The 23,019-nt window shown below is 64.7% G+C and carries 24 protein-coding genes and 1 pseudogene; 19 read left to right on the plus strand and 6 right to left on the minus strand.

Annotated features, from left to right (window positions below):
- Positions 1-36 precede the first annotated feature (36 nt).
- Positions 37-642 carry a YceI family protein gene (locus AWB66_RS14540; protein ID WP_087630982.1) on the plus strand — a complete coding sequence of 202 codons (606 nt, stop codon included), beginning with the start codon at positions 37-39 and terminating at the stop codon, positions 640-642.
- Positions 643-752: 110 nt separating this feature from the next.
- On the opposite strand, the gene AWB66_RS14545 is transcribed toward AWB66_RS14540, so the two are convergent.
- Positions 753-2,018: a hypothetical protein gene (locus tag AWB66_RS14545; RefSeq protein ID WP_125469728.1), complete on the minus strand. Its 1,266-nt coding sequence runs from the start codon at positions 2,016-2,018 to the stop codon at positions 753-755.
- Between the two features lie 890 nt (positions 2,019-2,908).
- On the opposite strand from AWB66_RS14545, the pseudogene AWB66_RS34350 reads away from it, so the two are divergent.
- The 6 genes and pseudogenes from AWB66_RS34350 to AWB66_RS14570 form a co-directional block, all read left to right on the plus strand.
- Positions 2,909-3,486: pseudogene (locus tag AWB66_RS34350) on the plus strand (IS3 family transposase); the annotation flags it as partial.
- 126 nt (positions 3,487-3,612) lie between these two features.
- On the plus strand, positions 3,613-3,915 hold the full coding sequence (locus AWB66_RS34355) for a Dabb family protein (RefSeq protein WP_268811153.1): 303 nt from the start codon (positions 3,613-3,615) through the stop codon (positions 3,913-3,915).
- 8 nt (positions 3,916-3,923) lie between these two features.
- Positions 3,924-4,394, plus strand: coding sequence for a PaaI family thioesterase (locus tag AWB66_RS14555; RefSeq protein ID WP_087631154.1), 471 nt, complete (start codon positions 3,924-3,926; stop codon positions 4,392-4,394).
- A 32-nt stretch (positions 4,395-4,426) separates the two neighbouring features.
- Positions 4,427-5,425, plus strand: a complete 999-nt coding sequence (locus tag AWB66_RS14560) for an NADP-dependent oxidoreductase (protein ID WP_087630985.1) — start codon at positions 4,427-4,429, stop codon at positions 5,423-5,425.
- Between the two features lie 38 nt (positions 5,426-5,463).
- Positions 5,464-6,333 (plus strand): SDR family oxidoreductase, encoded by an 870-nt coding sequence (locus AWB66_RS14565; protein WP_087630986.1) that lies wholly within the window; start codon positions 5,464-5,466, stop codon positions 6,331-6,333.
- Positions 6,334-6,339: 6 nt separating this feature from the next.
- Positions 6,340-7,296: an alpha/beta hydrolase gene (locus AWB66_RS14570; protein WP_087630987.1), complete on the plus strand. Its 957-nt coding sequence runs from the start codon at positions 6,340-6,342 to the stop codon at positions 7,294-7,296.
- A gap of 9 nt (positions 7,297-7,305) precedes the next feature.
- Here the strand turns inward: AWB66_RS14570 and AWB66_RS14575 are convergent, their stop codons facing one another.
- Together AWB66_RS14575 and ygfZ are read right to left on the minus strand one after the other, a co-directional pair.
- Complete coding sequence (locus AWB66_RS14575; protein ID WP_087630988.1) at positions 7,306-8,139, minus strand: NRDE family protein; 834 nt, start codon at positions 8,137-8,139, stop codon at positions 7,306-7,308.
- Positions 8,140-8,164: 25 nt separating this feature from the next.
- Positions 8,165-9,151, minus strand: coding sequence for a CAF17-like 4Fe-4S cluster assembly/insertion protein YgfZ (gene ygfZ / locus AWB66_RS14580; protein WP_087630989.1), 987 nt, complete (start codon positions 9,149-9,151; stop codon positions 8,165-8,167).
- Between the two features lie 78 nt (positions 9,152-9,229).
- On the opposite strand from ygfZ, the gene mltG reads away from it, so the two are divergent.
- The 10 genes from mltG to AWB66_RS14630 all read left to right on the plus strand — a co-directional run bounded on the left by mltG (position 9,230) and on the right by AWB66_RS14630 (position 18,850).
- Positions 9,230-10,240 carry an endolytic transglycosylase MltG gene (mltG, locus tag AWB66_RS14585; RefSeq protein WP_087631155.1) on the plus strand — a complete coding sequence of 337 codons (1,011 nt, stop codon included), beginning with the start codon at positions 9,230-9,232 and terminating at the stop codon, positions 10,238-10,240.
- On the plus strand, positions 10,240-10,860 hold the full coding sequence (gene tmk / locus AWB66_RS14590) for a dTMP kinase (RefSeq protein ID WP_087630990.1): 621 nt from the start codon (positions 10,240-10,242) through the stop codon (positions 10,858-10,860). Before mltG ends, tmk begins: the two co-directional genes overlap by 1 nt.
- Positions 10,861-10,868: 8 nt before the next feature.
- Positions 10,869-11,900, plus strand: coding sequence for a DNA polymerase III subunit delta' (locus AWB66_RS14595; RefSeq protein WP_087630991.1), 1,032 nt, complete (start codon positions 10,869-10,871; stop codon positions 11,898-11,900).
- A gap of 19 nt (positions 11,901-11,919) precedes the next feature.
- On the plus strand, positions 11,920-12,441 hold the full coding sequence (locus tag AWB66_RS14600) for a GNAT family N-acetyltransferase (RefSeq protein ID WP_087630992.1): 522 nt from the start codon (positions 11,920-11,922) through the stop codon (positions 12,439-12,441).
- A 34-nt stretch (positions 12,442-12,475) separates the two neighbouring features.
- On the plus strand, positions 12,476-13,264 hold the full coding sequence (locus AWB66_RS14605) for a TatD family hydrolase (protein WP_087630993.1): 789 nt from the start codon (positions 12,476-12,478) through the stop codon (positions 13,262-13,264).
- A gap of 29 nt (positions 13,265-13,293) precedes the next feature.
- The gene (locus AWB66_RS14610) at positions 13,294-14,031 is read left to right on the plus strand and encodes an ankyrin repeat domain-containing protein (protein WP_087630994.1); all 738 of its coding nucleotides are present in this window, start codon (positions 13,294-13,296) and stop codon (positions 14,029-14,031) included.
- 178 nt (positions 14,032-14,209) lie between these two features.
- On the plus strand, positions 14,210-14,566 hold the full coding sequence (locus AWB66_RS14615; protein WP_087630995.1) for a Rap1a/Tai family immunity protein: 357 nt from the start codon (positions 14,210-14,212) through the stop codon (positions 14,564-14,566).
- Positions 14,567-14,704: 138 nt separating this feature from the next.
- On the plus strand, positions 14,705-15,964 hold the full coding sequence (locus tag AWB66_RS14620; RefSeq protein ID WP_087630996.1) for a mechanosensitive ion channel family protein: 1,260 nt from the start codon (positions 14,705-14,707) through the stop codon (positions 15,962-15,964).
- Between the two features lie 142 nt (positions 15,965-16,106).
- Positions 16,107-17,492 (plus strand): alpha,alpha-trehalose-phosphate synthase (UDP-forming), encoded by a 1,386-nt coding sequence (otsA, locus tag AWB66_RS14625; protein WP_087630997.1) that lies wholly within the window; start codon positions 16,107-16,109, stop codon positions 17,490-17,492.
- Positions 17,493-17,782: 290 nt separating this feature from the next.
- Positions 17,783-18,850: a glycosyltransferase family 4 protein gene (locus AWB66_RS14630; RefSeq protein ID WP_087630998.1), complete on the plus strand. Its 1,068-nt coding sequence runs from the start codon at positions 17,783-17,785 to the stop codon at positions 18,848-18,850.
- 120 nt (positions 18,851-18,970) lie between these two features.
- Here AWB66_RS14630 and AWB66_RS14635 read toward each other — a convergent pair whose 3' ends face one another.
- The 3 genes from AWB66_RS14635 to AWB66_RS14645 all read right to left on the minus strand — a co-directional run bounded on the left by AWB66_RS14635 (position 18,971) and on the right by AWB66_RS14645 (position 21,021).
- Positions 18,971-19,561 (minus strand): BPSL1445 family SYLF domain-containing lipoprotein, encoded by a 591-nt coding sequence (locus AWB66_RS14635; RefSeq protein ID WP_087631156.1) that lies wholly within the window; start codon positions 19,559-19,561, stop codon positions 18,971-18,973.
- 421 nt (positions 19,562-19,982) lie between these two features.
- Complete coding sequence (locus tag AWB66_RS14640; protein ID WP_087630999.1) at positions 19,983-20,453, minus strand: hypothetical protein; 471 nt, start codon at positions 20,451-20,453, stop codon at positions 19,983-19,985.
- Positions 20,454-20,703: 250 nt separating this feature from the next.
- Complete coding sequence (locus AWB66_RS14645; protein ID WP_087631000.1) at positions 20,704-21,021, minus strand: PsiF family protein; 318 nt, start codon at positions 21,019-21,021, stop codon at positions 20,704-20,706.
- Between the two features lie 351 nt (positions 21,022-21,372).
- Between AWB66_RS14645 and AWB66_RS14650 the strand changes: the two genes are divergently transcribed.
- On the plus strand, positions 21,373-21,654 hold the full coding sequence (locus AWB66_RS14650; RefSeq protein WP_087631001.1) for a hypothetical protein: 282 nt from the start codon (positions 21,373-21,375) through the stop codon (positions 21,652-21,654).
- Positions 21,655-21,871: 217 nt separating this feature from the next.
- Positions 21,872-22,834 carry a sugar ABC transporter substrate-binding protein gene (locus AWB66_RS14655; protein WP_087631002.1) on the plus strand — a complete coding sequence of 321 codons (963 nt, stop codon included), beginning with the start codon at positions 21,872-21,874 and terminating at the stop codon, positions 22,832-22,834.
- The last annotated feature ends 185 nt before the right edge of the window (positions 22,835-23,019 follow it).

Here is a 23,019-nt window from a genome sequence, read left to right on the forward strand (position 1 = left end):
TTTCAATCACCGATTCATCGAACTCAAGGAACATTCATGATGCGTAGATCCACTTTGCATGCCGCGGTCATCGCGCTCGCGCTGGCCGCTTCTTCGAGCCAGGCGGCGTGGCACGTCGATAGCGGCCAGTCCTCGTTCTCCTTCACGACGGCCAAGGCCGGCATGCCCGGCACGTCCGCGGTGGAGGAAGTGCAGACGTTCAGGCAGATCGGCGGCTCACTTGCCGATGATGGCAAGCTCGTGTTCGACGTCGAACTGGCGAGCATCGAAACGAACATCGGCCTGAGAAACGACCGGCTGAAAGCGCTGCTCTTCAAGGTCGCCGATAACCCGAAGGCCGTCTTCACCGGCTCCGTCGATCCGCGGCGCCTGAAAGCGCTGCGCGTCGGGACGAGCCTCGACATGGACGTGAGCGGGCAGCTTGCGCTTGGCGGACTGAGCAAGCCGCTCACGGCCAGCGTGCGCGTCGTGAAACTGGCATCCGATGCGCTGCTCGTGGGCACGCGCGTTCCGATCGTCGTAAATCTGAACGATTACGGCTTGCAGGATGGCGTCGAGGCATTGCGCGCCATCATGAATCTGAACGTGCTCGCAAGCTCTGCGCCGGTCAGCTTCTCGGTGATGATGAAGCCGGGCAGATGACATCTGCCTTGGTGAGATGCACGCTCAGTCGTGCATCTCACATTGGCGCGGGCAGACATGCGATCGCCTTCACGACGATGAAGGCGATCACGGTGACGGAGGCGGCGCGGTCAGCCGTTGAGGAATCCCAGCACGGCCTGCCGGACCTTGAGATCCCAGGTCTGTTCCTGCTTGTGATTGCCGGAGAATTCCAGCAGTGCCTTGACCATGTTGTCTTCCGACGCGAAGCTGAATCCGGCATCGCTCAGATAAGTCGATCCCCAGACCTTCAGGTCATCGACGTACTTGCATCCGGCCTGGAATTCAGCCTTGCCAATCACTGCGTCGTCGTCTTTGAACATCGCGAGAAAGTGCATTTTGTCGCCGCAGATTCCCGAGTTCAACGCAAGGACCGACAGCACCGGAAGCGGGATCGCATAGCGCTTGAACCAGTTGTTGAATGCGATCGGCTGAGTATGCAGCGCGTCGCGATGCATACGCGCTTCCCAATGCGCTTTTGCCTGCTGGAAGAAGCGCTGCATGCGCTTGATCTCCACGATCTTCCAGATCGATTTGGCGAGCGTTTCCAGAATGGAGACCACGGCTCCGACGATCGTCGACGCGCCCTGGCTCGCGATCTGCAGGCCGAGGTCCGCGCCTCCCTTGACCATGTCGTACACGCCCGCGCCGATGCTTATTTTCATCGCGCGCCTAATCGCCTCGATGATGGTAGACGGGTGCCCCGCGAGCAACTGGACGTCGCGGCCCGCGACCCATTCCCGGTACTTGGTGATGCTGCTGTCGACGGTATTCGCAATGCCCTTGGCGATGTCGAGGCTTGCGCCGATGAGCGGGGCAAAGGCGACCAGCAGCTTCTTGCAAAGGAAGTCGACCAGCTTGCGGATCAGTCCGGGCATGACGTCAAGTGCAAAGGCGCTTGGGTCGTCGCGGATGTCCACCGCCTTTTCGCGAATCATATTCCACAATTTCATTGCCGCTTCTTCGAGCTTCGCGCGGATGAAGTCGTACAGGGCACGCGCGGCGCTCCCGGTCGGCGGTGGGCTGCTGCCGTTGGTGAGCTGGTTCGCGTTCACGAGCTTGGTGCCCTTGTGCTTCCTGACCCTCTTTTGCACTTGCTCGAGGGCCAGCGAGGCGGACTTCTGCACGACGCTGTTTTCCAGCACGTCGGAGGCCCGCGACGCGGCATCGTTGGAGTCCGCGATGCCCAGGCCACCGATCGTGACCTCGAAGGCGCCCTCCAGCATGACCTGGAACACATCGTCCTCGATCGTCACGTTGCCGAACAAGTAGAGCACGCCCAGTCGCGAATTAACGAGTGCAGGCGTCATGAAGTCCTGCGCGCCCATCGCGGCATCGGTGTCGCCCTTGCCGCGCAACTGCTGGTCGAGCAACGAAAAGAGCTTCGATTCATTGCGTGCATCCGATTCCCACGCACCGCTCGGCCGGAGGCTTTCCTTCCAGTTCCTGAACGCATTCTTCAACTGGTGAAACTGGTACGTCGACCGATCACGGTGATACGTCAGTATCTGATGATCGAGCGCCTTGAGCGCGGCACTGCGCGGTTGTAGCAACGACGATGTCCCTCTGAGCCATTCGTCGTAGTCGACGATGGCGGGCAGGCGGGCTTGGTTGTAGGGCATCGGAGGTCTCCTTGCGCCTTGTGGGTGTTGAGTGGAGTCAGATGTTTTCGCGTGTCCTAGCACCACGTGATCTCGCGCAACTCGACGTAATGGCATTCAATCAGCCGGCCGCTACGACTGCGCACATCGACTCGATAAAAACAGCCGAGGTTGAAAAAGCTCTGCTGCATGACGTGGATTTCCCGGTGCATGAAAGTCTCCTCGCAGGCTCGCGCGCGGTGTGCACCGAGTCTTTTGTCGCGCGGCAGAGTGCCACGCCGTCCATGCCTACTGGAACAGCGGACGCTCACTGTTTCTTCCGTACGAAACGAAAGATATATTTTTCTTGCAGCGACGAATAACGCGGCGCAGTTGCGTGTTATTAGGGTTCGGGGCTTCGGCTCGAATAGGAGAGTTCGGCCGGTTACTGCAAGGTTCTTGAGTTGTCGCCAACAGTAGGCATTCGTCAACGGAGCGACCGATTGCGAAGGTTCAATCGGCCCCCGGGTCGACGAAATGGCGAAGAAGGGGGCCCAACTTACGGCATCCGTCGGTTTTGCACAAAATGCGTCGAAACCCGACTCCCTTGCGCGTGCAAGACCGGCCTGCGATGCCAGTGCCGATTGCCGTGCTCGTCAACGCTTGCGGACCAGTCGTTGATGCGTTGGATCGACGAACTGCACCTGGAGTTTCCGTTTGCCGGGCACGGATGCTGGCGCGCTTGCTGTGCCGGGAGGGCCATGAGCTCGGCCGGCTCCGCGTGCGCACGCTCATGAGGCGTATGGGCGTAGAGGCGCTGTATCGCAAGCCGAACACGAGCCGACGCAACGCGAAGCACAAGATCTGGCCGCACTTGCTGCGCGGTCTGAAGATCGAGCGGGCCAATCAGGTCTGGGCGCTCGACACGACCTACATTCCGATGGCGCGCGGCTTCGTGTACCTGACGGCGGTCGTGGACTGGGCGCGCCGCAAGGTACTCACGCACCGGGTTGCCATCACGCTGGGAGCGGTGCATGCGGTTGATGCGCTGGAAGAAGCGTTCAGCCGTTACGGGCTGCCCGGCATCGTGAACGCCGATCAAGGCAGCCAGTTCACGGCGGGCACGTTCACCGAGGCCGTGCTGGGCCGGGGGATTCGTCTGTCGATGGATGGCAAGGGATGCTGGCGCGACAACGTGTTCGTCGAGCGGGTGTGGCGCAGCATCAAGTACGAGCGGTCGTGGCTCGTTCCAAAATCCGACCGTCGACTCCAGGCCGCCCACACCCAACCCGCCTCACAACCATTCCCAGGCACACCCTTCACGTTTTTGATACGCTTGAGGCCCTCGATCAAAGCCCGCAAAGGAGCGTCCATGCTACGCCACATCGTCATGTGGAAACTGAAGGAAACTGCCGAAGGCGCCGACCGCGCCGAGAACGCCCAAAAGCTCAAAGCCACGCTGGAAACCTGCCGTAGCATCGTCCAGGGGCAGGGGCACTTCGAAGTCGGCATCGGGCTTGGCCTTCCGGCCTCGACCTTCGACGTCGTCCTCGTCTCCGACTTCGACGACAGCGCCGCCCTCGATTCCTATCAGAACCACCCGAAGCACGTCGCGATCAAGGCCTTTGTCGGCGCCGTGACCGAAGGGCGGCAGTGCGTCGACTACGAAGTGTGAGCGCAACGATGCCCCAAGACCCACGCGACCCCGTCATCGAAAGCCCTTTCGTCGACAACCTCGGCGTCCAGCTCATCAAGGCCGCCGACGGTACGAGCGAAGTCGCGATGCCGCTCGCGAACGGCCACCTGAACACCTGGGGCATCGCGCACGGCGGCGTCACGATGACCCTCGCCGACGTCGCGCTCGCGATGGCCGCGCGCAGTCTCGCGGGCGATGGCATCGGCGTCGTGACCGTCGAGATGAAGGTCAACTTCATGCAGCCGGGACGCGGCGAGCTGCGCGCCTTCGGCCGCGTGCTGCACCGCTCGACCACGATGGCCTATTGCGAAGGCGAAATCCGCGACAGCGAAGGCCACTTCGTCGCGAAGGCGCTCGGCACATTCAAGTATATGAGGCGGCTCGCCGTCGGACGCGACATCGTGCAGCAGAAACTACGCTCCGATCCCGCCGCGAAGCCCGGTCCGAGCGACGCCTGAACCGCATCCATCGATCCTCCAAGGAGTGCCGTATGACCGAGCAAAACCGACAAATCCTGCTGGTCTCGCGCCCCGACGGCGAGGCGCGTGCCGACAACTTCCGGCTCGTCGAAACGCCGCTCGCGCCGCTCGGCGACGGCCAGGTGCGCGTGCGCAATCACTATCTCTCGCTCGATCCATACATGCGCGGCCGCATGAACGACACCAAGTCGTATGCGCCGCCGCAGCCGCTTGACGAAGTGATGATCGGCGGGACGGTGGGCGAAGTGGTCGAATCGAAGCATCCGAAGTTCAAGGCCGGCGACAAGGTCGTCGGCATGTTCGGCTGGCAGGAGTACGGCACGTCGGACGGCACGAACCTGAAAGTCGTCGACGATACCCATGTGCCGCTCTCGGCCTATCTCGGACCGGTCGGCATGCCAGGCGTCACCGGCTGGTACGGGCTCAACCGCATCATCGAGCCGAAAGCGGGCGAAACCGTCGTCGTGAGCGCGGCGAGCGGCGCGGTCGGCGGCGTCGTCGGGCAACTGGCGAAGGCGGCGGGCTGCCGCGCGGTCGGCATCGCGGGCGGCGAGGACAAATGCCGCTACGTGGTCGAGTCGCTCGGCTTTGACGCCTGCGTGGACTACAAGGCCGGCAAGCTCCACGAAGATCTGAAGGCGGCCGTGCCGAACGGCATCGACGGCTACTTCGAGAACGTCGGCGGCGAAGTGCTCGACGCCGTGCTCCTGCGCATGAACGCGTTCGGCCGCATCGCGCTGTGCGGAATGATCGCGGGCTACGACGGCGCGCCTTTGCCGCTCAAGCGCCCCGCGCTCATCCTCACGCAACGGCTCAAGATGCAGGGCTTCATCGTGAGCGAGCATCTGGAGGACTGGCCGCAGGCGCTCACGCAACTCAGCGGACTTGTTGCGCAGAAGAAGCTGCATTACCGCGAAAGCATCGCGCTCGGGCTCGAAAACGCGCCCGAAGCGTTCCTCGGCTTGCTCAAGGGCCGCAACTTCGGCAAGCAGCTCGTGAAGCTGATCTAACCTGCCGACCCCGTCGCAGCGAAAAAAAGGAACCGAGCGTGGACCAGTTTGAAGGCAAGGTCGCGGTGATCACCGGCGGCGGCAGCGGCTTCGGCCGCGCGTTCGCGATCAAGGGCGCGTCGCTGGGCATGAAGCTCGTGATCGCCGACATCGATCCGGCCGCGCTCGCCGAAACGGTCGAGATGCTGCGCGCGTCGGGCGCCGAGGCGCTCGGCGTGCCGACCGACGTCGCCGATGCAGCGCAAGTCGACGCCCTCGCGAAAGCCGCGCTCGACACCTTCGGCGCGGTGCATCTGCTCTTCAACAACGCGGGCGTCGGCGCGGGCGGTTTCATCTGGGAAAACACCGCGAACGACTGGCGCTGGGTCTTCGGCGTCAACGTGATGGGCGTCGCGAACGGCTTGCGCGCCTTCACGCCGGTCATGCTCGCGCAGGGCGAACCGGCGCATATCGTCAACACGGCGTCGGTCGCGGGCCTGCTCGCGGCGCCTGCGATGGGCGTCTACAACGCATCGAAGCACGCGGTCGTCGGGATGACGGAGACGCTCCATCACGACCTGAAGCTCGCGGGCGGACAAGTCGATTGTTCGCTGCTGTGCCCGGCGTTCGTGCCGACCGGCATCGCGAACGCCGAGCGCGCGCGTCCCGGCGACTTGCGCAACGACGCGCCGCCGACCGCATCGCAGAAACTCGCCGGCCGGCAATTGACGAAGGCGGTGGAGGGCGGGCGGCTCTCGGCGCGGGAAGTGGCAGACATCACGTTCGACGCCATCCGCGAGCGCCGCTTCTACGTCATCACGCACCCGGGCATCATGGCGTCGGTGCAACTGCGCCTCGACGACATCGCGCAGCTGCGCAATCCCACCGATCCGCTTTCGCTCAAGCCCGGCGTGAAGGCGAGCCGCTGATCACCCATGCCGCTCAACCCCAGAATCGCGCAGATACTCGACATGGTCGCGCGCGCGAATCGTCCGCCGTATCACACGCTCACCGCGCAACAGGCGCGCGCGGCGTACGCGATGAGCGCGCAGATCCTCGACATCGCGCCGGCGCCGATGCACGACGTGCAGGACGTCGACGTGCCGACCCGCGACGGCGCCGCGATCCGCATGCGCCTTTATTTTCCGTTCGAGCCGAGTTGGGCCACGCCCGCGCCCGCGCTGGTGTTTTTCCATGGCGGCGGCTTCACGGTCGGCAGCGTCGAGACGCATGACGCGCTGTGCCGCAAGTTCGCGATCGACGCGGGCTGCGTCGTGGCATCGGTCGATTACCGGCTCGCGCCCGAGTACAAGTTTCCGGTCGCCGTGAACGACGCCTTCGACGCGCTTCAGTGGCTGCACGCAGAGGCCGCGACGTTCGGCATCGATGCGTCGCGCATGGCGGTCGGCGGCGACAGCGCGGGCGGCACGCTCGCCACCGTCTGCGCGGTGCTCGCGCGTGACGCGGGGCTCGCGCTGCGGCTGCAACTGCTGATCTATCCGGGCGTGAGCGCGCGCCAGCAGAGCGGCTCGCACACGCGCTATGCGCAAGGTTTCCTGCTGTCGGGCGAGACGATTCAGTGGTTCTTCGCGCAATATCTCGACGACGATGCGCAACGCGACGACTGGCGCTTCGCCCCGCTCGACGGCACGCGCGGCCAGCCCGATTACAAGGGCGTGGCGCCCGCGTGGATCGCGGCGGCGGACCACGACCCGCTCTTCGACGAAGACGTCGCTTACGCGCAGAAGCTCAAGGACGCGGGCGTGCCCGTGACGCTCGTGCGCTACGAAGGGATGATCCACGAGTTCTTCAAGATGGGCGGCTTCGTGCCGGACGTCGGGCATGCGCACGCCGAAGCGGTCCGCGCGCTGCGGATTGCGCTGCAATCGTAGGCGGCGCGCCTAGCGCTCCACGTCGAACGCGAAGCTGCGCTCGAACGCGCCCGGCCGCACGATGCGATGCGCGCCGTCGTCGTCGCTGCGTTCCTTGATCTCGATTTTCAGGCCGTCGTCGAATTCGAGGACGTGTAGCGCGGTCGTGCTGCGCGTGCCGTAGTCGGGCGATTCGATGAACGCCGCCGAAAGCACGCGCTCACGCTCGATCGAAATGCCGGTGGCGGGCAGCAGGTCGTCGTTGGCGATGCGCGGATCGCGCAGCGTGTCGATCAGCAGGTCGAGCGAAGGCGGCCCGCGCTCGTCGCTTTCGTGGATCAGATCGCGCAACGCGTCGCGCTGGGCGACGAGCTTCGGCCACGGCGTGTTCAGCAGACTGTTCGAGAGCCCGTGCACGCCCGGTTCGAGCAGCGACGGCGGCGCATCGGCGCGATTGCCGTACCAGCCGATCTCGCGCCGCGTGAAATCGCCGACGAGCAGATTGAAACCGTTGTAGCGATCGCCTTCGCGCGCCACGCGGCGCAGATAGTCGAGCGGGGCAACCGGCGCATCGGCGAGGAAGTCGGAAACGAGCGCGCCGCGTGTCGGCGCATCGGGGCGCACTTCGCTCGGCGCGCGAAAGTTCGTGAGCGCGGCGAAACGCCCGTCGCGCGTCACGCCGAGCCACGTGCCGCCGCCCGTCAAATCACGGCCCGCGAGCACGTTCGGCGCGTCGGCCCACCATGAAAGCGGCTCGGTCTCGCGGCGAAAGAACTCGTCGCGGTTCGCGGCGAGCGTGAGAAGCGGACGAACGCTCCCCGAGCGATGCGCGTCGGGCCGCCAGTCGAAAACGATCAGGCACATGGTTGCGCGCTCGGGGTCGGGTTGATCAGGCGTCGGCGGGGAAAGCGTAGGGCAGCGGCAGGAATGCGAGCGCCGGGCCGTCGGACGAACCGACGTGCACCGCGCCGTTATCGAGCGCCGTGAGCTTCATCTCGACCAGGCAATCGACGCCGCCGTCTTGCGCCGGCGCCGCGTTGACGACCATGCCGCACGGCTGGCCGGGGTCGTCGGAGTGGAAGACTTCGTCGCCGGGTTGTGCCGATTGCGCGTGCGCGAGCGCCGTGCGCCGCTTGATCGTGCCGCGATACTGGCTGCGCGCGACGATCTCCTGTCCCGGATAGCAGCCTTTCTTGAAGTTCACGCCGCCGAGCACGTCGAAATTGACCATCTGCGGGACGAACTGCTCGGAGGTCGCCTGCGTGATGCGCGGCTCGCCCGCGTGGATGTCGAGCCAGTCCCACATCGACGCCGACGCGCGTGTGAGCTTCTCCTCCAGCTTCGGCAACTGCGCCTCGATGTCGGCTTTCGGCCCGACCCACAGGAACCGCGCGCGGTGCGCCGCGTCGGGCACGCGGATCAGCGCGCCGTGCGGGCCTTCCACTTTCACGTGCACGCCGTCGGGCAACGCATCGAAGATGCCGGAGAGCGCCGCTCGGACGTCGCCCGCGAAGCCGATCGCGCCGACTTCCGGCGTCGCGTCCGACAGTTTCGCCTTCGCGCGCAGCACGAACATCGAGAGCCGCTTCTGGACCGGCGCCTGCACATCGTGCGAAATCAGCAGGCGCACCGCGTCGCCCGTGCGCCACATCAGGAACGACGCCAGGAGCCGCCCCTTCGGCGAGCAATAGCCGGCGAGCCGCGCGGTGGAGGCGTCGAGATGCTGGACATCGTTGGTCAACTGGGTGTGAAGGAACGTGGCGGCTTCTTCGCCCTTGACGTCGATGACGCCGAACTGCGTGAGCGGCATGAACGCGCCTGCGTTCAGCACGGCGGTGAATTCGGAGGGATCGGGTGAGGCGGTCGGGGAATTCATGGAGTGTGCTGGAAGTCAATCCTGACTTTGGCGGAAGCGAACAAGTATTATATGGGGTCTATCTCAAGCGTGTTCCGCATGTCCCTTTTCAAGAAATGCCTCATCGCGACGGCGGTGGCCGTCGTGATCGTGATCGCGCTCGCCGGCGGCGTGTATCACTGGGCGACGAGCCCCGTCGCGCTCGCCTCGCCGCAACTCGACGTCACCATCAAGCCCCACAGCAGCCTGCGCAGCGTCAGCACCCAGTTGAACCGCGGCGGCGTCCCGGTCGAACCCGAGCTTTTCGTGCTGATGACGCGCGTGCTCGGCCTGCAATCGCAACTGAAATCGGGCAATTACGCGTTCAAAAGCGGCATCACGCCTTACGAGGTGCTGCAGAAAATGGCGCGCGGCGACGTGAACGAATACGTGGCGACCGTCATCGAAGGCTGGACGCTGCAAAAGATGCGCGCGGAACTCGACGGCAATCCGGCGCTCGCGCACGACACGGCCGGCATGAGCGACACCGATCTGTTGAAGGCGATCGGCGCGCCGGAAGTCGACAAGGCGTCGGCGGAAGGGCTCTTTTTCCCGGACACCTATCTCTTCGACAAAGGCACGAGCGACCTCGCCGTCTACAAGCGCGCGTACCGATTGATGCAGTTGCGGCTCACCGAAGCGTGGAGCGCGCGCGCGCCGGACCTGCCTTACAAGACGCCCTACGAGGCGCTCATCATGGCGTCGATCGTCGAGAAGGAGACGGGGCGCGCGGCGGACCGGCCGCTCGTCGCGGCGGTGTTTGCGAACCGGCTGAAGATCGGCATGCCGCTGCAGACCGACCCGACGGTGATCTACGGCCTAGGCTCGGCTTACGGCGGGCGTCTGAAGAAAAAGGACCTGCAAACGGACACTCCGTACAATACCTACACGAGGAACGGCCTGCCGCCGACGCCGATCGCGCTGCCCGGCGTCGCCGCGCTCGCCGCGACGATGAATCCGGCGTCGAGCACCGCGCTCTATTTCGTGTCGCGCGGCGACGGCAGCAGCATCTTTTCCGACAATCTCGGCGAGCACAACAAGGCCGTCGACAAGTACATCCGGGGTCAATGATGGCGCGCGGCAAATTCATCACGTTCGAAGGCATCGACGGCGCGGGCAAGACGACCCATCTCGACTGGTTCAGAGCGCTCCTGGAAGCGCGCGTCGCGCCGCTCGGGCGTTCTGTCGTCATGACACGCGAGCCGGGCGGCACGGCGCTCGGCGAAACCTTGCGCGGCATCCTGTTGAACCAGCCGATGGACCTCGAAACCGAGGCGCTGTTGATGTTCGCGGCGCGCCGCGAGCATCTCGCGCAGGTGATCGAGCCGGCGCTCGCGCACGGCGACTGGGTGCTCTCCGACCGCTTTTCCGACGCCACGTTCGCTTATCAGGGCGGCGGCCGCGGGTTGCCGCGCGACAAGCTGGAGGCGCTGGAGCGCTGGGTGCAGGGCGGTTTCCAGCCGGATTTGACCGTCCTTTTCGACGTGCCGACGGCGACCGCCAGCGAACGGCGCGGCGCGGCGCGCGCACCGGACAAGTTCGAGAGTGAGTCGGAGGCGTTTTTCAACCGCACGCGCGAGGAATATCTGCGGCGCGCGGCGGAATCGCCGGAACGCTTCGTGATCGTCGATGCGACGCGTTCGATCGAAGTCATTCAGCAAGAACTTGAAGAAATCGTCGCAAGTATCTGATACCAAACATGATCTATCCCTGGCAAACCGACGACTGGTCCCGACTCCAGCAATTGCGCGCGCACTGGCCGCATGCGCTCTTGCTGCACGGCGAAGCTGGCATCGGCAAACTGAAGTTCTCGCAGCATCTCGCGCAGGGGCTGCTCTGCGAGGCGCAGCAGCAAAACGGCGAACCTTGCGGCAAGTGCGCGGCGTGCGTGTGGTTCAGCCAGGGCAATCACCCGGACTACCGCGCGGTGGTGCCCGAGGCGCTGGCGGCGCTCGTCGGCGCGCAGTCGGCCGAAGCGGACGAAAAATCCGACGGCGACGAGGGCAAGAAAACGCGCACGCCGAGCAAGGAAATCAAGATCGAGCAGGTACGCGCGCTCCTCGATTTCTGCACGCTCGGCTCGCATCGCGGCGGTGCGCGCGTCGTGCTGCTGTATCCGGCCGAGGCGCTCAACGTGGCCGCGGCGAACGCGCTGCTGAAGACGCTCGAAGAACCGCCTTCGGGCGTCGTGTTCCTGCTGGTTTCGGCGCGCGTCGACCGCCTGCTGCCGACGATCATCAGCCGCTGCCGCCAGTGGCCGATGGCCGTGCCGCAAGGCGATGCGGCGGTCGTCTGGCTCGCGCAGCAGAGCGTCGCCGATCCCGCGGCGCTGCTCGCGGAAGCCGGCGGCGCGCCGCTCGCAGCACTTGCGCTCGCCGCCGACGAAAACCGGCCGCTGCGCGATTTCGCGCTGGCGCAACTCGCGGCCGGCCCGAACTGCGACGCCTTCGCGTGCGGCGAAAACCTGCAAAAGCTGCCGGTGCCGCTGGTGCTCGGCTGGCTGCAGCGCTGGCTGTACGATCTGCTCGCGCAGCGCACGGCGGGGCGTCCGCGCTATTTTCCGAATGCCGCGAAGGCGCTGGATCGCTGCGCCCGTCAGGCCGACGGCGACGCGCTCGCCCGTTACATGAAGACCGTCACGCGCCAGCGCGCGGTGGAAAACCATCCGCTGAACGCGCGGCTCGTCTTCGAAGCGCTTTTCATCGGTTATCGCGACGTTTTCGCGAATTGAACACGTGCCACTGACATTCATGAGCCTCACCTACCGCGACGCCACGCTCGACGACCTGCCCGCCATCGTCGCCATCTACAATTCGACGGTGCCGTCGCGCCAGGTCACCGCCGACCTCGATCCGGTGACGGTCGAAAGCCGCGTCGCGTGGTTTCATGCGCACGGGCCGCACGCACGGCCGCTGTGGGTGGTCGAAGAGGGCGGCGAGATCGTCGCGTGGCTGAGTTTTTCCGACTTCTACGGTCGCCCGGCTTATTCGCGCACGGCCGAAGTCAGCATTTATCTCGATGAAAGCGCGCGCGGCAAAGGTCTCGGCAAGAAGCTTCTGCAAGCTGCGCTCGAAAAGGCGCCCGAGCTTCAGATCGACACCGTGCTCGGCTTTGTCTTCGGACACAACGTGCCGAGCGTCAAGCTCTTCCAGGCCTTCGGTTTCGAAGCGTGGGGCACGCTGCCGCGCGTGGCGGCGCTCGATGGCGTCGAGCGCGATCTCGTGATCCTCGGCCGGCGCCTCGACGCACCGGGCACCGCCGGAACCGCCTGATCCGCGCCGCGTCGAGTCAACACAGGAACGCCACATGTTCGTCGATTCACATTGCCACATCAATTTCGAGGGCCTCGCCGACCGCATGCCCGAAGTGCTCGCCAAGATGCGCGAGCTTCAGGTGACGCACGCGCTGTGCGTGTCGGTCGATCTGGAGACGCTGCCTTCGGTGCTCGATCTCGCGGAAAAGCACGAGAACATTTACGCGTCGGTCGGTGTGCATCCCGACCACGAAGACGCCGAAGAGCCGAGCGTCGCGCAACTGATCGAACTGGCGTCGCACCCGAAGGTGGTCGCGATCGGCGAGACCGGGCTCGACTATTACCGCCTGGACGGCCGCAGCATCGCCGACATGGAATGGCAGCGCGAACGCTTTCGCACGCACATCCGCGCCGCGCACGCGACGGGCAAGCCGCTCATCGTGCATACGCGCGCGTCGGCGGAGGACACGCTGCGCATCATGGAAGAAGAACGCGCGAGCGTGCCGGGCGGCGTGATGCACTGTTTCACCGAGCCGTGGAGCGTCGCCGCGCCCGCGCTTGCGCAGAATTTTTACATCTCGCTGTCGGGTATCGTCACGTTCAAGAGCGCGAAGGACGTGCAGGACGTCGCGCAACGCGTGCCGCTCGAACGGCTTCTGATCGAAACCGATTCGCCGTACCTCGCGCCCGTGCCGTATCGCGGCAAGCCGAATGAACCTGCTTACGTGAGTTATGTCGGACGTTTCATCGCGCAATTGCGCGGCGTGGCCGACGAAGCGCTTGCGGAAGCCACCACCGACAACTTCTTCCGGCTTTTCAAGATCGCGCGGCCGGGCGCGTGACAGACGCAACAACGCAATTCAAGGCTCACATGAACAACGACTCGATGCACCCCGTTTCTTCTCCGGTTTCCAGGTTCGGCCACGCGCGCGCGGTGCTCGCGGGCGTCGTGCTGGCGGCCTGCGCGCTCGCTCAACCCGCGTTCGCCGCACCCGCCGACACGATGATCAAGGCCATCAAGTTCGACGACGTATCGGAGGTGAAAAAGCAGCTCGCGAAGGGCATGGACCCGAATCTCGTCGACAACACCGGCACGCCGCTTCTCGTGATCGCGGCGCGCGAGAAATCGGACAAGGTCGGCCAGATTCTCGCCGAGAACCCGAAAACCGACCTCGAAAAGCAGGACCCGGCGGGCGAAAACGCGATGATGCTCGCGGCGCTCAACGGCGACGCGACGTTCGTGAACCTCCTGATCGCGAAGGAGGCCGAGGTGAACAAGAAGGGCTGGACGCCGCTGCACTACGCGGCTACCAACGGCCACGACGACATCGTGAAAATCCTGCTCGACCATTCGGCTTATATCGACGCCGGTTCGCCCAACGGCACGACGCCGCTGATGATGGCGGCGCGCGGCGGACATCTGTCGACGGTGAAACTGCTGCTCGACGAGGGCGCCGATTTGCGTGTGAAGAACCAGATCGGTATGACCGCGGTCGATTTCGCGCAGAAATACAACGAGAAGGACGTCGCGGAAGGGCTTGCGGCCCGTTTGCAGTCGATGCAGCAAGGCGCGAGCGCTCCGCAAAACGGCACAAACAGTGCAAAATAATGCGGCCGCCGGGGTTCGATGAACGAAGCCCGGCGCTCGGGGGAAGCGGGCGACGGAGCGCTTTCGGCGAGGCGTCGTCGCGGGCAATACGAAAACGAAAGTCACGCGCAACGAACAGAACGGCGAAAATCCCAACTCACCCACCCGAATGCAACCGCTCAACTAGAAAAGGAACATCATGCTGCGGTTTTTCGTGATGGCCAGTGTCCTTGCGATGCCGCTTTGCGCGGCCGCGTTCACCGGCAACGATCTCAACAAGCTTTGCACCAAGACCGATCCGGTGTCGCGCAGCGCGTGCGCGTCGTATATCGAAGGCGCGGCGGACGGCATTTACAACACGATCGAAGCGATCGGGGGAACCTCTGGCCCGCAAGTCGGACAATACTTTTGTCTGCCCACCGACGTGAAACCGCAACAACTCACCGACGCGGTGCGCAAGTACATCGCCGACAACCCCGACAAGGCGGGATTCAACGCCACCACGATGGTGTCGCTCGGCCTCGGCAAGGCTTTTCCGTGCAAGGCGGAGCGCTGAACAGCATGTGCTGATGCGGCCGGTCCGCGTGACCGGCCGTTTTTGCTTTTAGCCCGGGCTTGCACCTTCGCCACGAGGCCTGCGTCGTATTCCGACCGTCGTCAACACCTTCCATGCGAGGCTGATTCCGCGACGCTCATGATCTCCTTCGACGATTTCACACGCATTGCCGAAGCCCCGTTGCACACGTGGCCCGGCGCGATCGGCGTCGCGGCGCTCGGCGTGGCGTTCGCGATCGGCGTGCATCGCGTCGGCGCGCGCATCCTCGTGCGCATCGCGCGGCCCTATCCGCTGATGAGCGTCGTCTTGCGCTATATCGACACGCCCGCGCTCGTCTTGCTGATCATCCTCGCATTCGGTTTCGTGCTGTTCGAGGCGCCCGACACGCTGCCGTTCGCCGCCGTGCTGCGCGATCTCGCGACCGTCGCCTTGATCGTCGCGCTGACGTTTCTGGCGGCGCGCTCCGCGAGCGCGGTCGGCGAGGCGATCGTGCAGGCGCATCCGCTCGACACCGAGAACAACCTCCACGCGCGCCGCATCCACACGCAGGCGCGCGTGCTCGCGCGTTCGGTGATGGTCGTGATCGTGATCATCGGGTTCGGCGGCGCGCTGATGACCTTCCCGAGCGTGCGTCAGATCGGCGCGAGCCTGCTCGCGTCGGCGGGTGTCGCGGGGCTGGTCGCCGGTATCGCCGCGCGGCCGGTGCTCGGCAACCTGATCGCGGGCTTGCAGATCGCGCTTTCGCAGCCGATCCGGCTCGACGACGTCGTCGTGATTCAGGGCGAATGGGGGCGCGTCGAGGAAATCACCGGCACTTACGTGTCGATCCGCATCTGGGACCAGCGGCGTTTGATCGTGCCGCTGCAATGGTTCATCGAGAATCCGTTCACGAACTGGACGCGCAACAGCTCGCAAATCATCGGAACGGTGTTCTTCTACGTCGATTACCGCATGCCGATCCTGCCGTTGCGCGAGGAACTGGAGCGCATTCTGGAGCACGCGCCGGAATGGGACGGCCGCGTGCAGGTGCTGCAGGTGACCGACGCCACCGAGCGCTCGATGCAGTTGCGCGTGCTCGTCAGTTCGTTCGACTCGGGTCTGAGCTGGGATCTGCGCTGCCGCGTGCGCGAGGGGCTCCTCAGCTTCGTGCAGGCGGCGTATCCGCAGTTTCTGCCGCGCACGCGGGCGGATTTGTCGTCGGACAAGGAGCACGTCGCGCACACCGAATTCGCGCCGCCGCTCGAACGCGCGGGGCCCTCGCCGAAGGCGGCGGGCACGGCCAATACCGCCGCCAATCCGGTCGCGAGCCGGGGCGAGCGCTCCGGGCCGGACCCGGCCGCGCATGCGATGGCATCGACCACGCCGAAGTCGCCGACCAAAGCGGGCACGCGACGTTAGCCATCCGGACGAAGGCGCCGGAAACCCGGCGCCTTCCCGCGAGTCGTAAAATCAGACGCGGATCGACGTGTCGCCCGCCCCACGCCGGCGCGCGCATCGTCGAACGCGAACCCCCATCCAAGATCGAAGCAAGGAGAAGTACATGAGTCGCCTGGTTGTCGTATCCAATCGCGTTGCCTCGCCCACCGAAACCAAGGGTTCGGCGGGCGGGCTTGCCGTCGGCGTGTTCGGCGCGCTGAAGGACAGCGGGGGCGTCTGGTTCGGCTGGAGCGGCGACGTGGTAAGCGAGAGCGTGGCGAACTCCGGACCGACGCTCGTTCAGGACGGCGCCGTGACCTTCGCGACGGTCGGCCTGCCGAAGAAGGACTACGACCAGTATTACCGCGGCTTTTCCAACGCGACGCTCTGGCCGGTCTTCCACTATCGCAACGACCTGGCGGTGTACGACCGCGAGGAATATGCGGGCTATCGGCGTGTGAATTCGTGGCTCGCGCACAAGGCGATCAAGCTCTTGCAACCCGACGACATCGTCTGGGTCCACGACTATCATCTGATTCCGTTCGGCGAAGCGCTGCGTTCCGAAGGTGTGACGAATCGAATGGGATTCTTCCTGCACATTCCGTTTCCGTCGCCGCAAATTCTGCTGAACATCCCGCCGCATGCGGAACTCGTGAAGTCGCTGTGCTGCTATGACGTCGTCGGATTCCAGACGGAAGGCGACCGCGTCGCGTTTCACGACTACATCGTGCGCCACGCGCACGGCACGGCCACGCCGGACGGGCAGGTCGAGGCGTTCGGGCGCAAGCTCAAGACGGGCGTCTACCGTATCGGCGTGTTCCCGGACGAAATCGCCGAGCAGGCGCGTCGCGGCGAGGCGCGGCAAGATGTGATGGACCTCAAGCAGAGTCTCGAAGGCCGCAAGCTCATCATGAGCGTCGACCGGCTCGATTATTCGAAGGGTCTCGTCGAACGTTTTCGCGCGTTCGAGCAGTTCCTGGAGAAGTCGCCGGAGTGGCGCGGCAACGTGACGCTCGTGCAGATCGCGCCGCCGACGCGCTCGGACGTCGACACTTACCAACAGATCCGCCAGAACCTGGAATACGAAGCGGGGCGCATCAACGGCCGCTATTCAGGCCTCGACTACACGCCGATTCGCTATCTCAACCAGCGATACGACCGCTGGAAACTGATGTCGCTGTTCCGGGAATCGCAGATCGGGCTCGTCACGCCGTTGCGCGACGGCATGAATCTCGTCGCGAAGGAGTACGTCGCCGCGCAGAATCCCGACGATCCCGGCGTGCTCGTGCTGTCGCAGTTCGCCGGCGCCGCCGACGAAATGACGGGTGCGCTGATGGTCAATCCGCACGACATCGTCGGGATGAGCGATGCGATCGGGCGCGCGCTCTCGATGCCGCTCGCCGAGCGCCAGGAGCGCTACAAGACCAACATGGTCGCGTTGCGCGAAAACGATCTGGGCGTGTGGCGCGACAATTTCCTGGCCGATTTGCGCGGCGTACCCAGGAAATAGGGCGCTTCCGGTCTTTCCCTGCGAGTGTTTCCTGAATGTAACAGGGCAATGGAAATGAAAGAGTCGGCCGTATTCCGCCAACTCGCGTCGATAATGTTTCTTGTGCGCGATGGCGCCGCGTAGCGCCAGTTAGGGCAAACCTCGTTGCCCGGCGTATCGCGCGACTGTCATACTCGTGCGCCCGGACGGCCGCGCGCCGAGCCGGTGCGACGGCGCGTTCGTGAAGACACATTTCAGACGCGAACGAGCGCCCGACATCACGAGAAGTGAAGACCCGTGGAGACGAATCGATGAGAATTGCCCAGATTGCCCCTCTGACCGAGTCGGTTCCGCCGAAGCTGTATGGCGGCACCGAGCGCGTCGTGTCCTATATCACCGAGGCGCTCGTCGAACTCGGCCACGACGTGACGCTGTTCGCAACCGGCGATTCGCAGACGAAAGCGACCCTCGAAGCCGTCTGGCCGCGCGCGCTGCGCCTCGACCCGGCCATCCGAGACCGGATCGCCCCGCACATGCTGCTGATGGAGATGGTCCGTCGCCGCGCCGACGAATTCGACGTGCTCCATTTCCACATGGACTATTACTCGTTTTCGCTCTTCAAGCGGCAGGACACGCCGTTCGTCACGACGCTGCATGGCCGGCTCGATCTGCCGGAGCAGCAACCCGTCTTCGACACGTTCAACACGGCGCCGGTGATTTCGATTTCGGATTCACAGCGTCATCCGCTGCCGCAGGCGAAGTGGCTGACGACCGTCTATCACGGCCTGCCGGAGAAGCTTTACGAGCCGCAGCCCGTCGAGCAAAAGTACCTCGCGTTTCTCGGGCGCATCTCGCCGGAAAAGCGGGTGGACACCGCGATCCGCATCGCGGGTCGCTGCGGGATGCAGATCAAGATCGCGGCCAAGGTCGATTCCGCCGATCACGAGTACTTCGAGCGCGAAATTGCGCCGCTGCTCGAACTGCCTTACGTGGAATTCGTCGGCGAGATCAACGACAGCCAGAAGGCCGATTTCCTCTCGGGCGCGCATGCGCTCCTCTTTCCGATCGACTGGCCGGAGCCGTTCGGCCTCGTGATGATCGAGTCGATGGCGTGCGGCACGCCGGTGATCGCGTTCAATCGCGGTGCGGTGCCCGAAGTGATCGACGAGGGCGTGTCGGGCTTCATCGTCGAGGACGAGATCGGTGCGGTGGCTGCGGTGAACCGCCTGCATACGCTCTCGCGCGCACGCGTGCGGCAGCGCTTCGAGGAGCGCTTCACGTCGCACCGGATGGCGCAGCAGTACGTCGATGCCTACCAGGCCGTCATGCGGGCGCAAAAGCGCGCGCGCTTCAAGCTGATCGACCGCGCGACGACCTGAGCCTCGGGCGAGCGTCCCGGTAAAAGACAAAACCGCCGCGCGGCACGACCCGGAAGTCGTACCGCGCGGCGGTTTTGCTTTGCCCCGCGCCCTATGCCGGCCGAAGCCGGCACGCGTGCGTCAGATCTTCAGCTTCGAGACCTTCGTGCCGGCGAGCGAAACGTCGGCCATCAGGCCGGCATTCGTCAGGATGAACGCTTGGACGGGTGCGGTGGCAGTGGTCGTGTCGACTGTGCCGTTCGCGCCCATCTTCACGAGCGCGACCGATGCGTCGACGCCGGCAGCCCAGCCGTCGGAGTTGCGGAATTTGTCGAGCGCGTCCTGCGTCATGAACAGGAAAATCAGCGACTTCGATTGCGCGCCGGCCTGCAGGCCGACCGATGCCGAGGTCGTGCTGTAGTAGCCGACCGTGCCGCCGCCGACACGCAGCGCGCCCTTGCCGTATTGCGCGCCGATCACGAAGCCCGCCTGAATGACCGACGGGAACACCAGCACGCCGCGCGACTTTCCGACGAGCTCGCGCGAACCGCGCACGGTTGCATACAGACGCTGCATGGTCGCGTCGACGTCGGCGTCGATGGAGCGCCGTTCATCCGAATCACCGGCGGTCTTTTGCTCGCCCTTGTTCGAGGTCGTCGTGCAGCCGGCAAGCGCGAGGCCTCCCAGAGCGAGCGCAGCAGTCGACTTGAGCATGAAGTTTCGTCTTTGCATCATTTTTCTCCATCGTGGTCTTGGGAAACCCCATTTAAGCGGGAGGGTGCAGCATGCGAAGTTATAGCACAGCAACCTGCGCACAACGTTTCGTGAGAATCGCGCCAAGCCTTGTCCCGCTTGGGTCGGCTGATCCTGCACGGAGTCAGGCGGTAATTTTGACTTCCGAGCTTACTCCGTTTTACAACGCTTTTGCGCGGTTTTAAACGGGCATTTGCACTGAGTTTTACGCGCCGCGCGTAACTCTCTTTGCGCTCCCCGCCACTGTCCGGCGGCGGCAAAGCGGTCAAAACTACCCGCGCCATTGGTATGAGGATCGACGCGAGGATCACGGAAATCGCCCTGCCATGTTGCGCGGATGCTGCATTCTGCTGACGGCGGGAAGTGCACAGCAATGAGCGTGCCAGGACGGCAACGCCTTTTAGGGTTGCGTCGTCGACTCGACTTCCGGGCGGCTCGCGTGCGCCTGCCGCGAAGGGCGGCGCAGGACCCGCCGGATCGCGCCGATCACGACGCCCAAGCCGAACAGGAACGCCGCCGGCACCACCCAGTAGCCGACGAACGCGTGCCACAGATACCCGGCGAGGATGCTCTTGCGATGCGCGTATTCGTCGATGGCGTCCTGATGCTTCGCCGCGTTGGCGGCGAGCACGTCGGCCGAACAGCCGGCGGCGCGGGCTTCGTCGGGCATGCCGTGACAGCGCGCGGGCGCGCCTTGAGTGCGCTGGACATCGGTGAACTGCCATGTGGACAGCGCGCGTTCGAGATCGACCTTGTTATAGGCCATCTCTTCGCGGATCTCGCTGACCGCGACGATCATCACCGGGACCGCCCAGAAGACGATCACCAGCAGCCACCGCCGGAACCAGCGGTTCTTGTGTTTCCAGGCCATCCACTGTCTCCGTCCGATGCAATGCTGCAAGCCGGAAAAGCCGCGGCGGCCGATGGCGCGTTTCTCGTTCGAATGTGGGGGCCGCCTTCGCGCATCTTATGAGAAAAAGGCGGGCTCGCGTATCACCTTTATAGGTGCGCTGCAATATGAGCGGGGCGAAATGCCGCGCGCGTCTCGCGGCGAAGATCGGCGGGAAGGGCGCCGGGCCGTTGCGGCCCGGCGCGATGGCTTATCCGGCGAGCGTGCGCGTTCAGCCCTTCGTGCTCAGACAATCCTTCATGTACGTCTTACGTTCGTCGCCCTTCTTGCCGGTCGCCGACTTGTTGCACGCGCTCATCTTCTCCTGCTGCGTCATCGGGGTCGACGCCGCGGCGGGCGCGTCCGCCGAGAGGCAGCTTTTCATGAACGCCTTGCGCTCGTCGCCTTTCTTGTCGGTTGCCTGCTTGTTGCACTCGGTCATCTTCGACTGCTGGCTGTTCGCGGCAAACGCGCCGGGCGCGGCGAGCGCCATCCCGAGCACGGCCACGGCGACGCTCGACTGGATGAATCGGTTGGATCGGATATTCATGTGACGCTCCCTTGAGTTGGTTTTCGACTGGATGGCTTCTTGCAGGACGGCGAGGCGACGACATCGAAGCGCCGCCTGCAGACTGGCGTTCGCCAGCGCATTATGGCAAACCGAATATCGCGATTGTGCGACGTCAGGGGAAATCGGGACGCGGCCGCGGGAGCGTTGTCCTCGACCCGGTTCGCACAAACTTTGCACCGGCTGTAAGCTGCACGGGCGCGCGTCCCGTGCATCCAGCGGATTCGCCTTACAGTGGCGTCGGTATCGCCTGAAACGTCGTTCGCGGACCGTCGCGCGCCTCGCGTTGCACGACCACAACAGCCATACGAAAACCGATCGAAGGAGTCGCTCATGTCCACCCCGTTGTCCGATCACTACAAAGGCTTCGAAATCAAGGTGCAGGCGTTGCGGCGCGCGAAGGAACGCGACGAGCCCGACGACGGCCCGCGGCATTTCGACATCGTCGTGACCATTTCGCGTAGTTCGAGCGGCGAGAGCGGCCGCGCGGAAATGTTCGGCGTGCCCGACCGGGAGCCGTTCGAAAGCCCGATCGACGCGACGCGCGCCGGCATCGACTACGCGCGCGACATCATCGACAACAAGGTGGAAGGCCAGTCGGTCGCCGAACTGTAAGCGCGCGTTCAGGTCGGCCGCGACCACGGGCGATGCCCGGTTGACCGGAGGCCCGCCGCAACCGAGAATCGACGGCGGGCGGCAGCGGGAACCGTGGAGAGACGTCATGCGTCCCATGCAAACGTCGGCTGCATGGCGTTCCGATCGCTGCATGCGGCAACCGCCTTTCGACGCTGCCCGAACCAGACAACGCACAACGATATAACTGGAGATACGCATGAACCGAAACATCCGCCGGCGCGTCCTGTCGGCCGCCGTCGCGCTGGCCGTCTGTACCGTCCTGCCGCTGCCGTTTTCCTTCGCGCAGGCGCAAACGCCGGCGAAGCCGAAAGTCGCGCTCGTGATGAAGTCGCTCGCCAACGAGTTCTTCCTCACGATGGAAACCGGCGCGAAGGACTACCAGAAGCACAACGCCAGCCAGTTCGACCTGATCACGAACGGCATCAAGGACGAAACCGATACCGCGAACCAGATCCGCATCGTCGAGCAGATGATCGTCTCGAAGGTCGACGCGCTCATCATCGCGCCGGCCGATTCGAAGGCGCTCGTGCCGGTCATCAAGAAGGCGGTCGATGCGGGCATCATCGTCGTCAACATCGACAACCGGCTCGATCCGGACGTGCTCAAGTCGAAGGACCTGAACGTGCCGTTCGTCGGCCCCGACAACCGCAAGGGCGCGAGGAAGGTCGGCGACTACCTCGCGAAGCGCCTGAAATCCGGCGACGACGTCGCGATCATCGAAGGCGTCTCGACGACGACCAACGCGCAGCAGCGCACCGCCGGCTTCAAGGATGCGATGGAAGCGGGCGGCATGAAGGTCGTCGCGCTCCAGTCGGGCGACTGGGAAATCGACAAGGCCAACGCGGTCGCCGGCCAGATCCTCAACGCCAATCCGACCGTGAAGGCGCTGCTCTGCGGCAACGACAACATGGCGCTCGGCGCGGTCTCGGCGATCCGCGCGGCGGGCAAGGCCGGCAAGGTGCAGGTGGTCGGCTACGACAACATCAACGCGATCAAGCCGATGTTGAAGGACGGCCGCGTGCTCGCCACCGCCGACCAGTACGCGGCGAAGCAGGCCGTGTTCGGCATCGACGTCGCGTTGAAGGCGATCGCGGGCCACAAGAAGCAGTCGGAGTTGTCGGGCGTGGTGGAAACGCCGGTCGAACTGGTCACGAAGTAACGCTGCGCCCACGCGTGCGCCGTCGTTCGTGCTGGAAAGCCTAAAGTTCTCCCGGACGGCGCCGATAAGCCGGTGAAGCGCGTGACTCCCGGCATGCCGCGCGCCGTCCGCCGGTCGCACTGGAGAAACGAATGCGGGTGTCCGCGCGACAAACGCGGCGCCTGCGAATCGCGCGCCCCGGAAGA

The sequence above is a fragment of the Caballeronia telluris genome (genome assembly GCF_001544495.1).
In the GTDB taxonomy this organism is placed as follows: Bacteria; Pseudomonadota; Gammaproteobacteria; order Burkholderiales; family Burkholderiaceae; genus Caballeronia; species Caballeronia telluris.

What these genes read in the sequence shown, in the direction of transcription:
- AWB66_RS14640 (WP_087630999.1), bottom strand. Translation starts at nt 20,453, where the DNA reads ATGGCCTGGAAACACAAGAACCGCTGGTTCCGGCGGTGGCTGCTGGTG.
- AWB66_RS14570 (WP_087630987.1), top strand. Translation starts at nt 6,340, where the DNA reads ATGCCGCTCAACCCCAGAATCGCGCAGATACTCGACATGGTCGCGCGC.
- AWB66_RS14600 (WP_087630992.1), top strand. Translation starts at nt 11,920, where the DNA reads ATGAGCCTCACCTACCGCGACGCCACGCTCGACGACCTGCCCGCCATC.
- AWB66_RS14620 (WP_087630996.1), top strand. Translation starts at nt 14,705, where the DNA reads ATGATCTCCTTCGACGATTTCACACGCATTGCCGAAGCCCCGTTGCAC.
- AWB66_RS34355 (WP_268811153.1), top strand. Translation starts at nt 3,613, where the DNA reads ATGCTACGCCACATCGTCATGTGGAAACTGAAGGAAACTGCCGAAGGC.
- AWB66_RS14605 (WP_087630993.1), top strand. Translation starts at nt 12,476, where the DNA reads ATGTTCGTCGATTCACATTGCCACATCAATTTCGAGGGCCTCGCCGAC.
- tmk (WP_087630990.1), top strand. Translation starts at nt 10,240, where the DNA reads ATGGCGCGCGGCAAATTCATCACGTTCGAAGGCATCGACGGCGCGGGC.
- AWB66_RS14615 (WP_087630995.1), top strand. Translation starts at nt 14,210, where the DNA reads ATGCTGCGGTTTTTCGTGATGGCCAGTGTCCTTGCGATGCCGCTTTGC.
- AWB66_RS14540 (WP_087630982.1), top strand. Translation starts at nt 37, where the DNA reads ATGATGCGTAGATCCACTTTGCATGCCGCGGTCATCGCGCTCGCGCTG.
- AWB66_RS14650 (WP_087631001.1), top strand. Translation starts at nt 21,373, where the DNA reads ATGTCCACCCCGTTGTCCGATCACTACAAAGGCTTCGAAATCAAGGTG.
- AWB66_RS14655 (WP_087631002.1), top strand. Translation starts at nt 21,872, where the DNA reads ATGAACCGAAACATCCGCCGGCGCGTCCTGTCGGCCGCCGTCGCGCTG.
- AWB66_RS14610 (WP_087630994.1), top strand. Translation starts at nt 13,294, where the DNA reads ATGAACAACGACTCGATGCACCCCGTTTCTTCTCCGGTTTCCAGGTTC.
- AWB66_RS14595 (WP_087630991.1), top strand. Translation starts at nt 10,869, where the DNA reads ATGATCTATCCCTGGCAAACCGACGACTGGTCCCGACTCCAGCAATTG.
- AWB66_RS14555 (WP_087631154.1), top strand. Translation starts at nt 3,924, where the DNA reads ATGCCCCAAGACCCACGCGACCCCGTCATCGAAAGCCCTTTCGTCGAC.
- AWB66_RS14575 (WP_087630988.1), bottom strand. Translation starts at nt 8,139, where the DNA reads ATGTGCCTGATCGTTTTCGACTGGCGGCCCGACGCGCATCGCTCGGGG.
- AWB66_RS14645 (WP_087631000.1), bottom strand. Translation starts at nt 21,021, where the DNA reads ATGAATATCCGATCCAACCGATTCATCCAGTCGAGCGTCGCCGTGGCC.
- AWB66_RS14635 (WP_087631156.1), bottom strand. Translation starts at nt 19,561, where the DNA reads ATGCAAAGACGAAACTTCATGCTCAAGTCGACTGCTGCGCTCGCTCTG.
- ygfZ (WP_087630989.1), bottom strand. Translation starts at nt 9,151, where the DNA reads ATGAATTCCCCGACCGCCTCACCCGATCCCTCCGAATTCACCGCCGTG.
- otsA (WP_087630997.1), top strand. Translation starts at nt 16,107, where the DNA reads ATGAGTCGCCTGGTTGTCGTATCCAATCGCGTTGCCTCGCCCACCGAA.
- AWB66_RS14630 (WP_087630998.1), top strand. Translation starts at nt 17,783, where the DNA reads ATGAGAATTGCCCAGATTGCCCCTCTGACCGAGTCGGTTCCGCCGAAG.
- AWB66_RS14560 (WP_087630985.1), top strand. Translation starts at nt 4,427, where the DNA reads ATGACCGAGCAAAACCGACAAATCCTGCTGGTCTCGCGCCCCGACGGC.
- mltG (WP_087631155.1), top strand. Translation starts at nt 9,230, where the DNA reads ATGTCCCTTTTCAAGAAATGCCTCATCGCGACGGCGGTGGCCGTCGTG.